Here is a 16,648-nt window from a genome sequence, read left to right on the forward strand (position 1 = left end):
CCTTTGTCGTTGCCGAAGCTGAACAATCGTGCTGCGCGCGCCGTGTTCATGCAGCGTCACGCATTGCTGGAACCTCCGTCCGGGGGTGCAAAAAACGCGGATCTACTGGATCTGATCCACCGTTTGGGCTTTGTGCAACTGGACAGCATCAATACCGTCGCGCGTGCCCATGACATGATCCTGTATTCGCGCAGGCCCTCCTATCGCGCCAGCAACCTGAAACGACTGTACGAGCGCGACAAAGCGTTGTTCGAGCACTGGACCCATGATGCAGCCGTCATTCCGATGGAGTTCTATCCCCATTGGCATCTGCGTTTTCGCCGCGACGCGGATGTGTTGAGGGCCAGATGGAAGAACTGGCGGCGGGATGGGTATGAAAAACAATTCGAAGCCGTACTCCAACACATTCGTGACCATGGGCCAGTAAGCTCGTCTGATGTCGGTAAGGATGAACGGAAAGGTTCAGGCGGTTGGTGGGATTGGCATCCCTCGAAGACAGCTTTGGAATATCTGTGGCGTTCGGGTGCTCTGACCGTAATCGGGCGGGAGGGTTTTCAAAAACGGTATGATCTTACGGAACGTGTGATTGAACACCACCTTTGCCCAGGCAACCAGCCTTGCAACCCGGCTGAAACTTTGGATTGGCTGTGCAACGCGGCAATGGATCGCCTCGGCTTTGCGACCTCGGGCGAATTAGCTTCCTTCTGGGATACTGTCAGCCCGGCAGAGGCCAGGTCTTGGTGCAATACGGCTCTAACACGAGGAGAATTGGAGGAGATATGTATCGAATGCGCGGATGGCCGATTCCGGAAACTGCTTGCACGACCGGGACTCGCAGCTGAGGCCGAAACCTTACCGGCTGCACCCGGTCGGATCAGGGTGCTGAGCCCATTTGATCCTATGCTGCGCGATCGACAAAGGGCCGAGCGCCTGTTCGGGTTTCATTACCGCATCGAGGTCTTTGTTCCCGCACCCAAACGAACTTACGGATACTACGTCTTTCCATTGCTGGAAGGCGACCGTTTGGTGGGACGGATTGACATGAAAGCACATCGCGATTGCGGCGAGCTGCGCGTGAAAGCCCTGTGGCCCGAAAGCTCTGTTCGTTGGTCCGATGCTCGGACCAGACGATTGGAATCTGAACTGGAAAGAGTCAGGAAGTTCACTGGACTGGAAAACGTTATTTTTGAAGACAACTGGCAGAAACTACCGAAATAGACTCTATCTTAGCGGTAATAATTTTAGGTTTCTGATCAATTCCTGCGCCTGCCGCAAAGAACTCTCAAGGGACTGACAGAACTATCCAGCCGCGCAGTGGCGCGACCATACATGGCCTCGCGACTGGTCAAGATCGATTTCAATTGTGCCAGTGCTGCGGGATTTCCGGCCATGGGTCGCTCATCCCCCCGCGCCCGGACCCGTGACATATGCTCAGCCGGAGACGCGCGTTACCAGATCGTGTGAAACTGACAGAGCAGAGTATCATATGTCGCTGGCTCGGCCACGATCCCTCCCGCTACTGCCAAAATCAGTTGACCATGGGTCGCAATGACTCTGTCTAGGGTTTGCGATTCAAGTCTGCGATACCCATCCTGACCATAGAAGGCCATAATCTCGGACAGGGGCATCCCGGCCATCTCTTCGATCACGTCGGTCAATTCAACAAAGGGAAGCTTCAGTTTAGTGCTCAGCCACGCGCTCAGTGTCGATTTCCCGGCGCCACGCAGACCGATCAGGCAAATGCGCCCAGTTCGAACGTCATTGATTGAACTTGAATGCAGAAGGTTTCGTGCAGTTTTCTTTACGTCTTCGTCGGCACAACGGTACAATTCTAAGATGCACTACGCGTTGCAGCAATCCGATCGAAATATTACCCTCTCCGGTCTCCAACTGAGCAAGGTAACGGGGCTAAATTCCAGACTTTTCAGAGAGAACTCTGCGGAACATACCGCATGTCTGCTGCGTTTTGCGCACACGCGCGCCAACCCGCTTACCCAGACTCTGAACAGGGGTATTTGGCGGATTTTTCCCACTCCGCAGCTGTTTTGATTCAGACGGTTCGACCGACGCAACAATAACTTTGATCCGAGCGTGTATTATAGTGCACAAAGTTCGGCACTACGGTCGCACAAACAATACGTGTCGTCGGGACCGAGTGTGCTGAGAGACTGACGGGCCCGACCTAAATGTCCAGCTTGTACAGATCGCCCAGAAGGTCCAGCAACATCTCATGACGCTCGGCGCCCATCTGCACTCGGATACGTTCAGCTTGTTGAATACTGGCGGACAGGTTGGCCTCGATGATCTGACGGCCCTTGTCATTGATTTCAACAATTTGCCGTCGGCGATCTTCAGTGTCCGAACGCCGAGCAATCAGGTCTTTTTCTTCGAGCTTTTTCAGAATACGCGTCAGGCTGGGTAGCAAAAGGCAGGCTTTATCAGCAATCTGCGTGGGTTCTTGCGGCCCGTTTTCAATTAACACGCGCAGCACACGCCACTGTTGTTCAGTGACGCCAGCATCAGCCAACATGGCCCGAATGGGCCCCATGACCTTTTCCCGTCCGCGCAACAAGGCGATCGGTAAAGATCGGGACATTAAAGGAAGTTCGTCGGTCATACTGAACTTTTGCCGAATTTCCCGAACCTTGCAACCAGTCGTTGAATGTACTCTGCATTTTCGGCTCAGTGCTTGACCCGACCCCGCATCATCGCGGCGGCCCGCGCATACCCACCCGAGGCGCCGTCGACAAAATGAACATGGTCGTCCTGCATGGCCGAAGGCACAAAACACGTCATCATCGCCTCTTGCTGAGCGTGCAAGCCGTACCGGATACTTCCATCATCCTGGGCCGCTTCAAGCATCCGCTTGATCTGAGCTAGTGTCACCGGATCGCAATCCAGCGTCATCTTGAGCCCATCATCGAATTTGCGGAAATCCGCGTTTCGGCTGACCATACGTCTGTAGTGTTCTGGTTCGAACTTCCCCAAACGCAGTCCGGTCCAGAATAGTAAACCGATCAAAAGGTTCTCACCCAACAAACGCAATTTATGCACCAACAGATTGCGCCCCGCCCGCGAAACATGTGCGTCGATCCCGACACCCGGCGGCGGCCACGAGATCGGAGGACCATTGGCGGGCACGGGATGTCCCGCCCGGTCAAGCGCTTCTGACATCGTCAGTATCGACTGGGATAATTCTGCAAAGGCCTTCTCATCAGAGTCTAATGCAGGTTGTATGACCAGAGATACGATCTGACCATGCTGGGCCGGGCTGTTCGACCAGCGGCATGACAACCCTGTCAGGTCCGGTTGCGCATCGGATCCAGCGGGTGGCACGACGAACTGACCGGCCTTCATCTCAGCTTCAGCCCAGGCTAACCCGCCTCCGGAAAACATAGCATAATCCACTCCGGATGACGGCGCATAACGCGCAACACGCAGATCGCGTCTTGCGGCACGGATTTCGGAAACAGAAACCAAGGCAGCGCGCAAAGGCATCGCGAATTCAGCCTCGGCCCAGCTGCGCAACTGCGCAAGTGTTTCGCGAGCCCGTTCAGAATCTGCCGCGGGAACGGCAAAGGCGGCGCCATCGCCGCCAAAGACATAGGGAAAAGAACGGCCGCCCAATGCGTTGATCATACCCGAGATCACGGCTGCACCGACCATATTTACGGTTTTATAGCGGCCCCGCGCGATCTCGCCAGTCGAGTCGACGATGTCGGCTACTCCGACCACCCAATCGTCTGGCAATGCAGTAAACTTTGCTGGATCACTCAGGCGAAGGAAATCGTCCAAAACTGGAACAGAGGCATAAAAGTCATTAACGGCGGTGGTCATTGCCCCCCCAAAATATTTGATCTGCAGAAGAGATAGTCCAATCGTAAATAGTTTCCGCCCATGCAACATATCACGCACGCTTGTATGTGCCATCGGGACGTGCCAAGCATTCCGCCGAGGAGGAAAGCGATGCAGGCAGGTTTGGTGATTTTGTGCCTGGCGTATGTCCTCAGCCAGTTTTTTCGCGCGTTCCTCGCAGTTCTGACGGCTGATTTGGGTCGCGATATCGGCGCCACACCCGAAGACCTGGCTTTTGCTTCGGGCCTTTGGTTTCTGGTGTTTGCTGCCATGCAGATCCCGGTGGGCTGGGCACTGGACCGAGTCGGACCGCGGCGCAGCGCAGCTGTACTGCTACTGATCGGCGGCGCAGGAGGCGCCGGCCTATTCGCGGTAGCAACAAGCCCCGCCCATATCAGTCTTGCCATGGCCTTGATCGGAATCGGCTGTTCGCCTGTATTGATGGCATCGTATTTCATCTTCGCGCGTGAGTTTCCGCCGAAAAAATTCGCCACGTTGGCGGCAGTGATGCTGGGCGTCGGTTCGGTGGGCAATCTGGTCGCGTCATATCCCACAGCGCTTGCCGTCGAATGGATCGGCTGGCGAGCCACACTGATGGGGTTGGCTATTATCTCGGCCAGCGTTTCCGTTGGTATCTGGTTCACGGTGCACGACCCCAAACGGGTTGAGACCGAACACAAGGGATCGCTTCTGGACTTGTTGAAAGAGCCAGCGCTGTGGACGATCCTGCCCCTGATGTTCGTCGCTTACGCCCCGTCAGGCGCACTGCGCGGATTATGGGCCGGCCCTTATCTCGGGGACGTTTTTTCGCTCGATACCTCTCAGATTGGTAAGGCCACGCTGGTTATGGGCGCCGCGATGATTGCGGGAACTTTTGCCTACGGTCCATTGGATCGCTTTCTGAGAACGCGCAAATGGGTCATCTTCGGCGGTAATGCACTTGGTGTTCTGGCGTTGGTGATGCTGTGCCTGTGGATCAGCGAAGCAGGTTGGATTTCGGTTCTGTTGCTGGCCGTGATCGGCTTCACCGGCGCCTCTTTCCCGGTCATCATGGCCCATGGTCGCGCATTCATCCCTCCGCACCTGGTCGGACGCGGTGTGACCTTGTTGAACCTGTTTGGTATCGGTGGGGTTGGGCTCGCGCAATTCGCGACCGGGCGCATTCATGCGGCCACGGTGGACATAGGCCCGACCGCACCCTACACAGCCATATTCGGCTTTTTTGCCGTAACTCTGGGTATTGGCTGTGTAATCTACCTGTTCAGCCGCGACAGCATAGACTGACTTTCGTCAGAATCTGATAGGAGAGCGCAATGCGGGATATCGAGGTTATCGCGCCGAATTTGAAACACAGCCTCTCTGGTGTGACGACTACGGTTATCCGGCTTTTGCCAATTCAGGCGAAGATGATTGGTATTCGCGCGACTGGCCCGGGTCTTCCGAGAGACATCCCGCATATTCGCCTTTGGAAGACACTGTTTCTGTCGAACCGGAAACCCATTGTCTGGCACGCCCGCCGGAACACGGAAATGCTGATGGGCCTGTTCCTGAAAACTGTGTTTAGGCGGAACTACAAGCTTCTTTTTACATCAGCTGCCCAGCGCAATCACTCAGGTTTTACGAAAAACCTGATCGCTAAGATGGACGCGCTGATCGCGACAACGCCTCAGGCTGCGTCATTCCTTGAACGCCCTTCCAAAGTGATCATGCATGGCGTGAATTCCCAGATCTTCCACCCAACCAATGACAAAGAGGCGTTGCGTACCAATCTTGGTTTGCCCTCCGGGACGCTGATTGGATGTTTCGGGCGCATCCGTCCGCAAAAAGGTGTCGATCTTCTGGTGGATGCCGCGATTGAGGTGCTTCCGTCCTACCCGGACGCCAAGATTATCTTTACGGGCAACGCTACGAAAGAGTTCGAATCCTTTCAGCGTGAACAGGAAGAAAAGCTGGAACAGGCGGGTCTGACAGACCGGGTCAGGTTTCTTGGCGAACGCCCTTGGGAAGAAATTGTGGAAATCTACCGTGCGCTGGACCTGTTTGTTGCACCGGCACGCCACGAAGGTTTCGGGCTGACACCGCTTGAAGCGATGGCTTCAGGCGTACCGGCCATTGCATGCCACGGTGTAGGTGCGTTCAGCGCGCAGATTCAGGACGGGATAACGGGCCGCCTAGTGGAAAAAGACAACGCAAGTGCTCTCGCCGCGGCCCTGAACGACATGCTGAGCGACCCCAACAAAATGGCCGCAGCAGGCACCGCAGCCCGAAAGCATGTCGAAGAGAACTTTCGAATCGAACGCGAGGCCGAAGAAATCGTTAAGGTCTATCGATCCCTACTGGGCCAAAGCTAAGCGTCAGGAAATTACCTCTATTCGCTGCCGTCCTAAGAATATTACCGAGAATCCCCTTTTTTCTTTGCTGCAACGCGGCTATGAACGCGCGTCCTTAACTTTGGAGACATGATATGGGCTATCGCGTCGTTGTCGTTGGCGCCACGGGTAACGTGGGCCGCGAAATGCTGAACATCCTGGCTGAACGCCAGTTCCCTGTCGATGAACTTGCTGTTCTGGCAAGCCGTCGTTCGCTGGGCACCGAAGTCAGCTTTGGCGACAAGACACTCACTACCATGGATCTCGACACATTCGATTTCACCGGCTGGGACATGGCGCTGTTTGCCGTCGGTTCTGAAGCGACTAAAGTCTACGCGCCAAAAGCAGCCGCAGTTGGCTGTGTGGTAATCGATAACTCGTCGCTCTATCGCTATGATCCCGACATCCCGTTGATCGTGCCCGAGTGCAATCCAAATGCGATCCACGATTACTCCAAGAAGAACATCATCGCCAATCCCAACTGCTCGACCGCGCAAATGGTAGTGGCGCTGAAGCCGCTGCATGACCGCGCCAAAATCAAGCGCGTTGTCGTCTCGACCTATCAGTCAGTGTCGGGCGCAGGCAAAGAGGGCATGGACGAGCTGTGGGATCAGACCAAAGCGGTCTACAATCCCACCACAGAGGTTGAACCGAAGAAATTCCAGAAGCAGATCGCCTTCAATGTCATTCCGCAGATCGACGTCTTCATGGAAGACGGCTCGACCAAGGAAGAGTGGAAGATGGTCGTCGAGACCAAAAAGATCGTTGATCCGTCGATCAAGGTCACGGCCACCTGTGTCCGCGTGCCGGTTTTCGTCGGACATTCAGAGGCTGTGAACATCGAGTTCGAGGAATTCCTGGACGAAGACGAAGCCCGCGACATCCTGCGCGAAGCACCGGGCATCATGGTGATCGACAAGCGCGAAGCTGGTGGCTACGTCTCGCCCACCGAATGCGTCGGTGATTTCGCCACCTTCATCAGCCGCATCCGTCAGGACTCGACCGTCGAGAACGGCCTGAACCTCTGGTGCGTGTCCGACAACCTGCGCAAAGGTGCCGCGCTGAATGCGGTACAGATCGCCGAGCTTCTGGGCCGTGAGGTACTGAAGAAAGGTTAAGTCGGAGAAGCAGACGATGACAGTGGTTGGATAAGTCGTCTCTTGGGAACCAGTAGCCAGCGAAAACAGTTTGAAATGAGATTTGTTCTCCTGCACCCTATGGTTTCGGTCACCAAACAGGAACTGGCAATTCCACCGAAACCATAGGGCTATTGGCATATTACCCAGTTTAACATACTGCACAGCAAGAAAACGTTGAGGGCTTACGGTCTGACAAGGCAAAGAATAGAACGCCAATAGTTCTTTGTCTAAGAATAGAAGTAAGAATAGAAGAAGGAAGCAGATGGGCAACACAGCGACCACCCCGATTGCGGAGCACTTTTATGACGAACCAACGGTGTTTGTGCATGCCGGCCTATTCAAGACGGGAAGCTCAACACTCCAGAGTTACTTTGCAGAGCACTCCGACTACCTGAACTCTAATGGAATTCACTACCCAACGCAGGGTACCCATTGGGCAGTAAAGGGCAACGTAACGCTTGGAAACGTAGGTAGAATTGCTAAGCAGTTGGGGGAGTGCAAAAATATTGCCGATGCAAAGGATCGGAGGCATTCTCGAAAAGAAATTTTAGCAGGTTTGGAATATATCTTCGAAACGAATTCCAAACACATCCTGATTTCAAGCGAGGTATTTACATTAAGCGACAGCGAAACACTAAATGATATCACGGAGCTCTTTCGCAAAAAGGGCTATAATACGCACTTTATTTGGCTTTTCCGGGATTTCTCCGAGTACTTTTATTCCATTTACCTGCAATGCTTAAAAGTTCACGGCGAGAAACGGGACTTTAGAACTTTTGTCTCTCAATGCAGAAACGACCCCCTAGAAGTCGTGGATTCTATTGAAGGTATAAGCAATTCCAGTTTTTCTTATTCCGCATTAAACTATAAAGACGCCAAAGGAGACATTATTGGCTTTTTTCTGAACGCGCTATTGGGCCAAAAAGCTGAAAACCATCCAGTCGGCACTTTCACTCGCGTCAATAGATCACTTACACGTCGTGAAGCCGATGCACTATTGATGGTGAACAGGCTGTCGGGTAAGGACGCGGGCAACCAATTGTGGAACAGTTTCGAGGCCTCGTCGCCCGGCTTAAAAACCGAAGGTCCCAATGAAGAAGAAATTTCAGCCATACGGGAAAACTTCGAGAACTCTCTTGAAAAAGTCAATCAAGTCGTCGACGGAACAGAAATTGGTATAGGGCAGCCCAAGACACCAATCCCGATAGAGGATGAGTATCAAACCATGCTTCGGGTTCTGCTGACAACCACAAGTTTGCTAAAGCGCGACATCGATGATTTGACCGCGACCGACGCAGTAAAATTGCGTAAAGAAAGAGATGAAGCGCGGGCTAAAGTGGACGAACACTTAAAGGAACTGCGTAGTGTTATTCGCTATCCTTGGAAACACATCCATCGGTTTGTTCGACGGCGTTGAATCGGGAGAAGACCAACCTTTCGTTACAATTATCGGCTACCCACCCCTGCCCCTCGAGCAGCACGTGAGGCGCGCGGTTTCGGGTTCGAAGCCTCTGCAGCCTCAGATGCTCACTATCAGCTCTTTATTGCGCAAAATCGGGCTATGCTGAGAGAGGCCTCAGACAGGAAGTGACCGGAATCCGGCTTCCGTTGGGCCGAAAGACAAAAAATGTTGTGCTATAACCACCTAACCGAAAATACAGCATGGTTCTGTCTGTCCGGCTCTCAAAACATTCGATACTCTCCTGCCCTCCCATGATCCGCCCTAATGGCCAGCGTTTTAACTGACCCGATAGCAGAACTATTCCAAGGGTCGGCCGCAAATTGTCATGTACTGACTCGAAACCGCGGCGGTGCCTGTCTGATTTCGTGTTCCTTAAAGATGTTGAGCGTGCGCGAATCTGTATGGACAGTTTTCTAGCTAACCCGGGGCGCTCCGCATTTGGAATGAGATTCGTTTTCCGAACAAAATGGCTCAACTGTTTCTCGGCCGGCGCAAGCCAATCCGTCGGAAAGGAGACCACAATCAGGGAATTTTGACTTAAGAGGTTGATCCTACCCCCGGTCACCCATTTTGGCTGAACGCCTAGCAGACTGGAAGAGCTATCGGCTTCTTAATCTACCCGGAGGCCGGCTAATTAACCGATTCTGCATCGGGGTTGGTTGACGATAACGGTTTAAATCCTTCTTCTTCCCGATGTTGACAAACCCGATGGTCCTTGCCACCTGATCGTCAGGCAATTCCAACGGGGCGTGGAACAGCGAAGCCGCTCTCGTTATCCCCGACGCGGCAGTTGAGGCAGCGAATGCAAGTTCTGACCAACAAAAGGCTTGGGCGAACCCTGATCAGAGGATGCTCGGCCATCCTGATCGGGCTGGTGATATTCGGGTTTACCGGAAGCTACTTCGCGGCCGGGGATTCCATTGCTCTGCTACGTCCGCAGACCGGTGTCTTGCTCGCAGTATTTGCAGTCATTCTTTTTTTCATGCGCGCCAAGTACCTGGCGCTGACCGCCTTGGTGGCAGCCATCATCGCAATCGGTTCGATCGCAATGGGGTTTACCGCGCCCGCGAAAGACTGCAACGGATCATGCCTGACGCTGTACCAGAAGAACCTGCTGAGCAGGGCCTGGCCACGCTATTCACTGGCCGACGACATCATTGCGTCGAATGCAGACATCGTGACATTGCAAGAAGTGTCCAGCCACAACCGCAAATACATGGCAAACATGTACGAGCACTATCCGAACAAACTTTTCTGCAGATTTCGCCCCCATCAAGAGGTGGCCGTTTTGACAAGTTTGCCGGTCGTCGAAGGGTCTGAATTCTGTATGTCTGGCTATGGGCTGGCCGGGTTACAGGTCGAGACGCCTGACGGTGATCCAGTTTGGGCGGTATCGTTGCATCTGTATTGGCCATTCCCTTTCGAGCAATCCGAGCAAAGTCGCAAGATCGCCGAGCGCATCGCAGAACTGGATGGTCCGGTACTGATTGGCGGCGATTTCAACATGGTGCCGTGGGGCGCCAGTGTGAAACGGATTGGTGCAGCGGCAGGCAATGAAATTTTTGGGACAACCGAAAACACGCATTACTTCGGCAGCTGGACATTGCCATTGTCGATCGACAATCTTCTGTTCCCAAAAGGCACGACGGGGACAGTTGAAATGCGTCCTTATTTGGGGTCGGACCATCTGGGTAAACTGGCACGGTTTCAGCTGCAATAGCGCAGAAGCGCAGAAAGTGACTGATTACTAGGTCGCATTTTCGACCAGGGCCTTCAGGTTTTCCAACCCGCGTTCATAATCTCCACCAACCCATTTATCCATCATAAGCCCCATCCAGCGTGCCATGGGATTCAAGCCCAGATTGGATTCAAACCCCCATGTGACCTGTGTTTCCGAACCCTCGGGCTGCAGTACAAAAGTAGCGGACGCCGTTCCCATCTGACCGAAATCCAGCGCGGTTTTCACCACCTGATTATCGATGCTCTCCACGATCTCCTGCGATCCGGTTCCCACCTGTGGGTGATCAGAACTCCAGTTCAAGGTATTTCCGACCCCCGCCTCAGGACCGCTATAGGCCAGCTTGGTTTCCGGATCTCGGGACAGCCAGGGGGACCATTTCTCGGTCTCTTGCATCGAATTCACGAATGGAAAGATTTTCTCGGCAGGCGCATTGATTGTAATACTGCGGGATACTTGTGCCTTACTTGGCAGCAGGTAGGACACGCCAACCAACGCCAGAACAATAACCAACAAGGTCCCGAAAATTCGTTTAATCAATCTCATGGCAGGCTCCGAATCCAATTTGGATACGACCAGCCTACCGAAAAGTAGCGCGAAGTCAGAGAATTGTTCCGCGCTGCTCTCTTCAGACCACAGTGAAGACCTTTTCCTTCGGATCATAGCATTGCAGACCGCCCTCACCGATATCGGTCCATAGCCCATGCAGGCTCAGCGCGCCCTCTTCAACGGCTGAGGCGACAAAAGGGAAGGTCATCAGATTCTCAAGCGAGGCTACGACCGCATATCGTTCGAACTGCCGCGCCTGATCAACACTATCCTCTACATCGGCGACCAGATCATATTTCGGCTTGAGGATGTCCATCCAGCGCCCGACAAAACTGTCCTTTGCTTCAAGCTGGGGCGCTTTTCCCTTGCACATATCTATACACCCCTGCACCCCGCCGCATTGGGAATGACCCAACACGATAAGGTGCGCCACTTTCAGCGCCGTAACGGCGTATTCAATGGCAGCACTGGTGCCGTGGTGATCTCCGTCCGGCAAATAGGGTGGCACAAGGTTGGCGATATTGCGGTGAATAAAGAAGTCACCCTGATCTGCGCCAAACATTGATGTTACATGCACCCTGCTGTCGCAGCACGAAATCACCATTGCTCGCGGTCGCTGACCTTCTGTCGCCAGCCGCTTGTACCACACCTGGTTTTCGGCATAGGTCGTGGCTTTCCAGCCATGATACCGTTTCACCAAGTAATTCGGCAGAGGTTTGGCAAAGTCCATTCTTCATGTCCCTGTCTTTACGTTTGCTGGATGATGTAACCTGAATTCGCACAAAATTCGAGACATTATCCAAATTGCAGGCAACGATTTGCAAAGGGATTTCACGTCAGTATCGGCGCACGCCGTGGGGGCGTAACGAATGGGGTGAATGTGGTGGATAAGATAATCACACTTGAACAAAAGGAATCCGTGCGTCTGGATCCGGACCGCCTGAGTGGGCTTTGCGGTTCGCTCGGCGATGCCAACACGATGGACGTATTGTGCAGAACCATCGAGGAGCTGGCGCTGCGCCTGTCCAATTGCGAACGCTTCTGGCGGCAGCGCGACTGGGCAGGTCTTCGCAAATGCGCCAAGTCGCTGGTCGCGATCTCGGATCAGGTTGGGATGACTGCGCTGGCCCGGGTGGCGGGTGACGTTGTGCACACGGTCGATGCCGGAGACGCTGTAGCCACCGGGGCCACGCTCAACCGGTTGATCCGCGTAGGTGAACGTTCGTTGACCGCCGTTTGGGATCAACAGGATCTTTCGGTCTGACGGGGGTTGCGGGCGGGGTGTGGACGGATAGTCTGGGCGCGACCGAACCAGCCGAGACGCCCATGACCCTGTCCTTCGCTTCGCCCGCCGATCCAGCCCTTGCCCTGCACCTTGTTGCCCAGCCCGATCTGGAAGGCTGGCTCAAAGACCAGCCGGAAATGGTGAAGTCCTGGGTTGTATCCAACGGGTTTACCGGCGCAATGGGCCAGGTCTTGCTGGTTCCCGAGGCAAACGGATCACCGGGTTTCGCGTTGGCGGGCTACGGCACCGAGGCGAAACGCGCACGCAAGCGGTTTCCGTTGGCCGCTGCTGCCGAAGCTTTACCCGAGGGCACATACCGCATTGCTTCTGGGTTGCCCAAGGCAGTCGCGCAGACGGAATGCCTTGGTTGGCTCCTGACGGGTTACGCGTTTGACCGCTATGCCTCGCAATCGCCAGCCAAAGCGCGGCTGATTGCCCCTGAAGGGATTGACGCCGCCCGCATCGAGGCCATGGCAAGCGCCGAAGCACTGACTCGCGATCTGGTCAACACGCCCGCCTCGGACATGGGGCCTGCGCAATTGCAGGCAGCGTCCGAAGCGTTGGCACAGGAATTCGGCGCGTCTTGTGATGTGGTCATTGATGAGGGGCTCTTGCAGCAGAACTTTCCCATGATCCACGCTGTAGGCCGGGCTGCGGAACAAGTGCCCCGTCTGATCGAGATGAACTGGGGCAACACCGGGCCAAAGCTGACTCTGGTCGGCAAAGGTGTTTGCTTCGATACCGGCGGTTTAGACCTGAAGCCGGCCGCGGCGATGGGGTTGATGAAAAAGGACATGGGCGGAGCAGCCAATGTGCTGGGCCTCGCCCGGATGATCATGGCGCTGGGCCTGCCGCTGCGATTACGGGTGCTGATACCTGCGGTCGAGAATGCCGTCGCCGGCAACGCCTTTCGCCCCGGAGATATCCTGACCGCGCGTAACGGCCTGACAGTTGAGATTAACAACACCGACGCTGAGGGGCGTCTGGTTCTAGCAGATGCGTTGGCTTTGGCGCAGGAAGGCAATCCGGATCTGATGATCTCGATGGCAACCTTGACGGGTGCTGCGCGGGTTGCCGTAGGGGCGGATCTGGCTCCGTTTTACACGGATGACGAACTCGCTGCGGGCATTCTGGTGAACGCTGCTCAACAAGCAGCAGATCCAGTCTGGCGGATGCCTTTTCATGACCCTTACGAGGCGCTGATCGAACCGGGTATCGCTGACTTGGACAATGCGCCTTCCGGCGGGTTCGCCGGATCAATTACCGCCGCCCTGTTCCTGAGGCGTTTTGTAGGCAACAGCCGCTATATGCACTTTGACATCTATTCGTGGCAACGCAGCAAAGAACCCGGACGCAGCAAAGGGGGCTTTGGACAAGGACCGCGTACCTTGCTGACCGCCTTGCCGGAGATTCTTAGCCTATGACCCAAATGCGCGTAATCCAACCCGTCGTCGACCTGCTGCGCAGCCCCGATGGCCCCCGGGATCGGCAATTGCTGTACGGAGAAATGGTGTCGGTGGCCGAAGAAGATGAGGCGTATAGCAGGGTCACAGCGGAAAAGGATGGCTACTCCGGCTGGGTCGTCTCAGAGCATTTGGGGCAGATTGAGCCGCAGACGCATTGGATCGTTGCGGGCGCGACACACGCCTACGCAGAGCCGGATCTGAAAAGTCCCGATCAAACCTCGTTGAGCTTTGGCAGTAAAATACGGGCGCTGTCCGAGCAGGACGGATTTCTGGAGACCTCATTGGGGTTTATTCCCGCTGTTCATGCTGTGCCCACCTATTCCCGCCTGAATGATCCGGTGGCTGCAGCCGAACTGTTTCTAGGCACACCTTACCTTTGGGGCGGCAACAGCCGGTTTGGGCTGGACTGTTCCGGCCTGGTGCAAGCCTGTCTGCTGGCCTGTGGCATTCCATGTCCAGGCGACAGCAGTGAGCAGGAGCGTGCGTTGGGAACGGCCGTGCCTGCCGGCACTCCTGCCAAACGTGGCGATCTGCTTTTCTGGAAAGGGCATGTCGCCTGGGTCGCCGCAGACAATCTGCTGCTGCATTCAAATGCTTATCATATGGCGGTGGCACTGGAACCTTTAGATCAGGCGATCGCCCGCATCAAAGCTCAGGGGGACGGGCCGGTTACCGCCCATAAAAGGCTCTAATCCGGATCAACTGATCGAATTAACTTGCGTTCCAGCACACGCAGAACCGAACGCAGGTCATGCCCGCGCTTCAGAATTCGCCCATCCATACCCACGACCGAGTACATCCCTTGTCTCATGCGCGAACGAGGGTGCTTTTCCACGCGATAGATGGGATGTTCCGCAGATCTTCGAAAAATCGAAAATACCGCCGTCTCTCGCAGGTTTGAAATCCCGTAGTCTCGCCATTCCCCCGCGGCAACCATCCGGCCATAGACGGACAGGATCTGAGACATCTCTCGCCGGTCAAAAGCCACCGGCATCTGCGCCGATTGTGAGGGAAACCGGCTTGGAGGCTGCATGTTCATATGACCAGCCTTGCCGGAAATTGCATTTGAATCAAGCCCGGTGGAAATCAGTGTGGTACTTTTGAAGCACCATTAACGGCGCCCAACCTGGTGACAGATCAGAATAACCGGCAACAATCCCACGGCCAGAATAACCAGCGAGGGCACCGCCGCGCCCTCAAGCCGTTCGTCCGAGGCAAGCCTGAAAGCCTGTACCGCCAATGTGTCAAAGTTGAAGGGCCGCATGATCAATGTTGCGGGTAATTCCTTCATGACATCGACAAACACGATCAACAGCGCGGTCAGCAGGGAAGGCGTCAGAATCGGCAGGTGAACCCGTCGCAATGTTCCCAGCGGAGTCTGACCCAGCGATCGCGCGGCCGCGTCCATGTTGGCGTGTACCGTGCTTTGCCCACCCTCATAGGCACTCAACGCGGCGGCCAGAAACCGTATCATGTATGCCGCAACCAGCAGCCAGATCGAACCCGTAACTAGCAAGCCAGTCGAGATACCGAAAGTCTGGCGCATCCATGCATCCAGTGCGTTGTCGAAGCCTGCGAATGGCACAATCAGTCCCACGGCGATCACTCCGCCCGGAACGGCATAGCCCAGACGCGCCAAATAGGCTGTAGTGGCTGAACCCCGCCCAGGTCTAAGGCGTTGATAGAACCCAATTGATACGGCCGCGCAAACGGTTAGAACGGCCGCCGTTCCAGCCAGAGTCAGTGAATTACGAATGAATCCGACATAGCGGCGTGACATGAGGTTTTGCTCGGATTCCAACCCCATTTGCACAAGGATCACCACAGGCAGCAGAAACCCGAAAAGGACTGGGATTGCGCATAGCAGGAACGCTGCAAGAGATTGCCACCCCTTCAGCTGAGCGGCAGGCAGACCCGAATGGCGCTTCCCGGCCTGATAGTATTTTGCCTTGCCACGCTGCGTTCGTTCGCTGACGGCCATGACAAGAGCAAAAGCCAGCAGGCATAATGCCAGCTGCGCGGCGGCTGCCCTGTCGGCCATCGAGAACCAGCTTGTGTAAATCCCTGTCGCAAAGGTCTGCACACCAAAATAGGCCACGGTACCAAAGTCAGCGATTGTCTCCATCACGGCCAGTAGCACGCCGCCCGCAATTGCAGGACGCGCCATCGGTAGTGAGACGCGCCAAAAGGCTGACCACGGGCCATTACCCAATGCCCGCGCTGCCAGAAAGGCTGTGGCGCTTTGTTGCAGGAACGCGGCACGGGCCAGCAGGTAGACGTAGGGGTAAAGAACGAGAACAAGCATCACGGCTGCGCCCTCGGTCGAGCGGATCTCGGGGAACCAGTAATCCCGTGGTCCCCACCCGGTTACATCTCGCAGAGTCGTTTGCACGATGCCGGGGTGATCCAGGATGAACGTGTAGGCATAGGCCAGCACATAAGCCGGAAAAGCCAAGGGCAGCACAAGTGCAACTTCCAGAACCCGAACACCGGGAAAGCGAGTCATGGTAACCAGCCACGCGGCACCCACGCCGATTGAGAATGTACCGATGGCCACCAGCACCACAAGTATTGCCGTGGTCATCATGTACCCAGGCAAAACAGTCTCTAACAAATGCGATATCGTTTCCGTTCCACCGGTCACTGCGGCCAGAATCACGGCCAACATCGGCAAAAGGCACGCCGCAGCGACGGTATAAGCGATCCCGCCGACAAGTCGGGTGCCCAGCACACCTCGATTGCGTGCTCCGTGTTCTGAATATTCGATTTCGGCCATGGCTTGTGA

At 55.2% G+C, this 16,648-nt stretch carries 16 protein-coding genes; 9 read left to right on the plus strand and 7 right to left on the minus strand.

The genetic code is table 11. From position 1 onward, the window contains the following. The first annotated feature begins 3 nt into the window (after positions 1-3). Complete coding sequence (locus AC2TDA_RS06495) at positions 4-1,218, plus strand: winged helix-turn-helix domain-containing protein (RefSeq protein WP_480877816.1); 1,215 nt, start codon at positions 4-6, stop codon at positions 1,216-1,218. A 230-nt stretch (positions 1,219-1,448) separates the two neighbouring features. Here AC2TDA_RS06495 and AC2TDA_RS06500 read toward each other — a convergent pair whose 3' ends face one another. From AC2TDA_RS06500 to AC2TDA_RS06510, 3 genes are all read right to left on the minus strand, one after another. Then, positions 1,449-1,829 carry a shikimate kinase gene (locus tag AC2TDA_RS06500; protein WP_480877815.1) on the minus strand — a complete coding sequence of 127 codons (381 nt, stop codon included), beginning with the start codon at positions 1,827-1,829 and terminating at the stop codon, positions 1,449-1,451. Between the two features lie 353 nt (positions 1,830-2,182). Beyond that, positions 2,183-2,617: a homoprotocatechuate degradation operon regulator HpaR gene (gene hpaR / locus AC2TDA_RS06505; RefSeq protein WP_480877813.1), complete on the minus strand. Its 435-nt coding sequence runs from the start codon at positions 2,615-2,617 to the stop codon at positions 2,183-2,185. Positions 2,618-2,682: 65 nt separating this feature from the next. Next, positions 2,683-3,837 carry a DUF3095 domain-containing protein gene (locus AC2TDA_RS06510; RefSeq protein ID WP_480877811.1) on the minus strand — a complete coding sequence of 385 codons (1,155 nt, stop codon included), beginning with the start codon at positions 3,835-3,837 and terminating at the stop codon, positions 2,683-2,685. A gap of 129 nt (positions 3,838-3,966) precedes the next feature. Between AC2TDA_RS06510 and AC2TDA_RS06515 the strand changes: the two genes are divergently transcribed. From AC2TDA_RS06515 to AC2TDA_RS06535, 5 genes are all read left to right on the plus strand, one after another. After that, positions 3,967-5,139, plus strand: a complete 1,173-nt coding sequence (locus AC2TDA_RS06515; protein ID WP_480844921.1) for an MFS transporter — start codon at positions 3,967-3,969, stop codon at positions 5,137-5,139. A 29-nt stretch (positions 5,140-5,168) separates the two neighbouring features. Next, on the plus strand, positions 5,169-6,206 hold the full coding sequence (locus AC2TDA_RS06520) for a glycosyltransferase family 4 protein (RefSeq protein ID WP_480877809.1): 1,038 nt from the start codon (positions 5,169-5,171) through the stop codon (positions 6,204-6,206). 113 nt (positions 6,207-6,319) lie between these two features. Beyond that, positions 6,320-7,342 carry an aspartate-semialdehyde dehydrogenase gene (locus tag AC2TDA_RS06525; RefSeq protein ID WP_480844924.1) on the plus strand — a complete coding sequence of 341 codons (1,023 nt, stop codon included), beginning with the start codon at positions 6,320-6,322 and terminating at the stop codon, positions 7,340-7,342. A 283-nt stretch (positions 7,343-7,625) separates the two neighbouring features. Further along, positions 7,626-8,780, plus strand: coding sequence for a hypothetical protein (locus tag AC2TDA_RS06530; RefSeq protein WP_480877807.1), 1,155 nt, complete (start codon positions 7,626-7,628; stop codon positions 8,778-8,780). A gap of 847 nt (positions 8,781-9,627) precedes the next feature. After that, positions 9,628-10,545, plus strand: a complete 918-nt coding sequence (locus AC2TDA_RS06535; protein ID WP_480877805.1) for an endonuclease/exonuclease/phosphatase family protein — start codon at positions 9,628-9,630, stop codon at positions 10,543-10,545. A gap of 27 nt (positions 10,546-10,572) precedes the next feature. On the opposite strand, the gene AC2TDA_RS06540 is transcribed toward AC2TDA_RS06535, so the two are convergent. Together AC2TDA_RS06540 and AC2TDA_RS06545 are read right to left on the minus strand one after the other, a co-directional pair. After that, positions 10,573-11,109: an SRPBCC family protein gene (locus tag AC2TDA_RS06540; RefSeq protein WP_480877803.1), complete on the minus strand. Its 537-nt coding sequence runs from the start codon at positions 11,107-11,109 to the stop codon at positions 10,573-10,575. 82 nt (positions 11,110-11,191) lie between these two features. Then, positions 11,192-11,842, minus strand: coding sequence for a carbonic anhydrase (locus tag AC2TDA_RS06545; RefSeq protein WP_480844930.1), 651 nt, complete (start codon positions 11,840-11,842; stop codon positions 11,192-11,194). Between the two features lie 144 nt (positions 11,843-11,986). On the opposite strand from AC2TDA_RS06545, the gene AC2TDA_RS06550 reads away from it, so the two are divergent. The 3 genes from AC2TDA_RS06550 to AC2TDA_RS06560 all read left to right on the plus strand — a co-directional run bounded on the left by AC2TDA_RS06550 (position 11,987) and on the right by AC2TDA_RS06560 (position 14,555). Then, complete coding sequence (locus AC2TDA_RS06550; protein WP_480877801.1) at positions 11,987-12,376, plus strand: hypothetical protein; 390 nt, start codon at positions 11,987-11,989, stop codon at positions 12,374-12,376. A 62-nt stretch (positions 12,377-12,438) separates the two neighbouring features. After that, positions 12,439-13,821: a leucyl aminopeptidase family protein gene (locus tag AC2TDA_RS06555; RefSeq protein WP_480877799.1), complete on the plus strand. Its 1,383-nt coding sequence runs from the start codon at positions 12,439-12,441 to the stop codon at positions 13,819-13,821. Continuing rightward, positions 13,818-14,555, plus strand: a complete 738-nt coding sequence (locus AC2TDA_RS06560; RefSeq protein WP_480877797.1) for a C40 family peptidase — start codon at positions 13,818-13,820, stop codon at positions 14,553-14,555. The genes AC2TDA_RS06555 and AC2TDA_RS06560 overlap by 4 nt, the downstream gene beginning before the upstream one ends. Here AC2TDA_RS06560 and AC2TDA_RS06565 read toward each other — a convergent pair. Continuing rightward, the gene (locus AC2TDA_RS06565) at positions 14,552-14,902 is read right to left on the minus strand and encodes a DUF2794 domain-containing protein (protein ID WP_480844935.1); all 351 of its coding nucleotides are present in this window, start codon (positions 14,900-14,902) and stop codon (positions 14,552-14,554) included. The genes AC2TDA_RS06560 and AC2TDA_RS06565 overlap by 4 nt on opposite strands. Before the next feature lie 72 nt (positions 14,903-14,974). Further along, a complete protein-coding gene (locus AC2TDA_RS06570; protein ID WP_480877795.1) occupies positions 14,975-16,639 on the minus strand; it encodes an ABC transporter permease in 1,665 nt (554 codons plus the stop codon). Positions 16,640-16,648: the final 9 nt, after the last annotated feature.

The organism is Ruegeria sp. HKCCD6426, assembly GCF_057221115.1.

Bases quoted from the DNA above. Each gene is read 5' to 3' on its own strand.
- hpaR (WP_480877813.1), bottom strand. From the start codon at position 2,617: ATGACCGACGAACTTCCTTTAATGTCCCGATCTTTACCGATCGCCTTG.
- AC2TDA_RS06510 (WP_480877811.1), bottom strand. From the start codon at position 3,837: ATGACCACCGCCGTTAATGACTTTTATGCCTCTGTTCCAGTTTTGGAC.
- AC2TDA_RS06515 (WP_480844921.1), top strand. From the start codon at position 3,967: ATGCAGGCAGGTTTGGTGATTTTGTGCCTGGCGTATGTCCTCAGCCAG.
- AC2TDA_RS06520 (WP_480877809.1), top strand. From the start codon at position 5,169: ATGCGGGATATCGAGGTTATCGCGCCGAATTTGAAACACAGCCTCTCT.
- AC2TDA_RS06525 (WP_480844924.1), top strand. From the start codon at position 6,320: ATGGGCTATCGCGTCGTTGTCGTTGGCGCCACGGGTAACGTGGGCCGC.
- AC2TDA_RS06530 (WP_480877807.1), top strand. From the start codon at position 7,626: ATGGGCAACACAGCGACCACCCCGATTGCGGAGCACTTTTATGACGAA.
- AC2TDA_RS06535 (WP_480877805.1), top strand. From the start codon at position 9,628: ATGCAAGTTCTGACCAACAAAAGGCTTGGGCGAACCCTGATCAGAGGA.
- AC2TDA_RS06540 (WP_480877803.1), bottom strand. From the start codon at position 11,109: ATGAGATTGATTAAACGAATTTTCGGGACCTTGTTGGTTATTGTTCTG.
- AC2TDA_RS06545 (WP_480844930.1), bottom strand. From the start codon at position 11,842: ATGGACTTTGCCAAACCTCTGCCGAATTACTTGGTGAAACGGTATCAT.
- AC2TDA_RS06555 (WP_480877799.1), top strand. From the start codon at position 12,439: ATGACCCTGTCCTTCGCTTCGCCCGCCGATCCAGCCCTTGCCCTGCAC.
- AC2TDA_RS06560 (WP_480877797.1), top strand. From the start codon at position 13,818: ATGACCCAAATGCGCGTAATCCAACCCGTCGTCGACCTGCTGCGCAGC.
- AC2TDA_RS06565 (WP_480844935.1), bottom strand. From the start codon at position 14,902: ATGAACATGCAGCCTCCAAGCCGGTTTCCCTCACAATCGGCGCAGATG.
- AC2TDA_RS06570 (WP_480877795.1), bottom strand. From the start codon at position 16,639: ATGGCCGAAATCGAATATTCAGAACACGGAGCACGCAATCGAGGTGTG.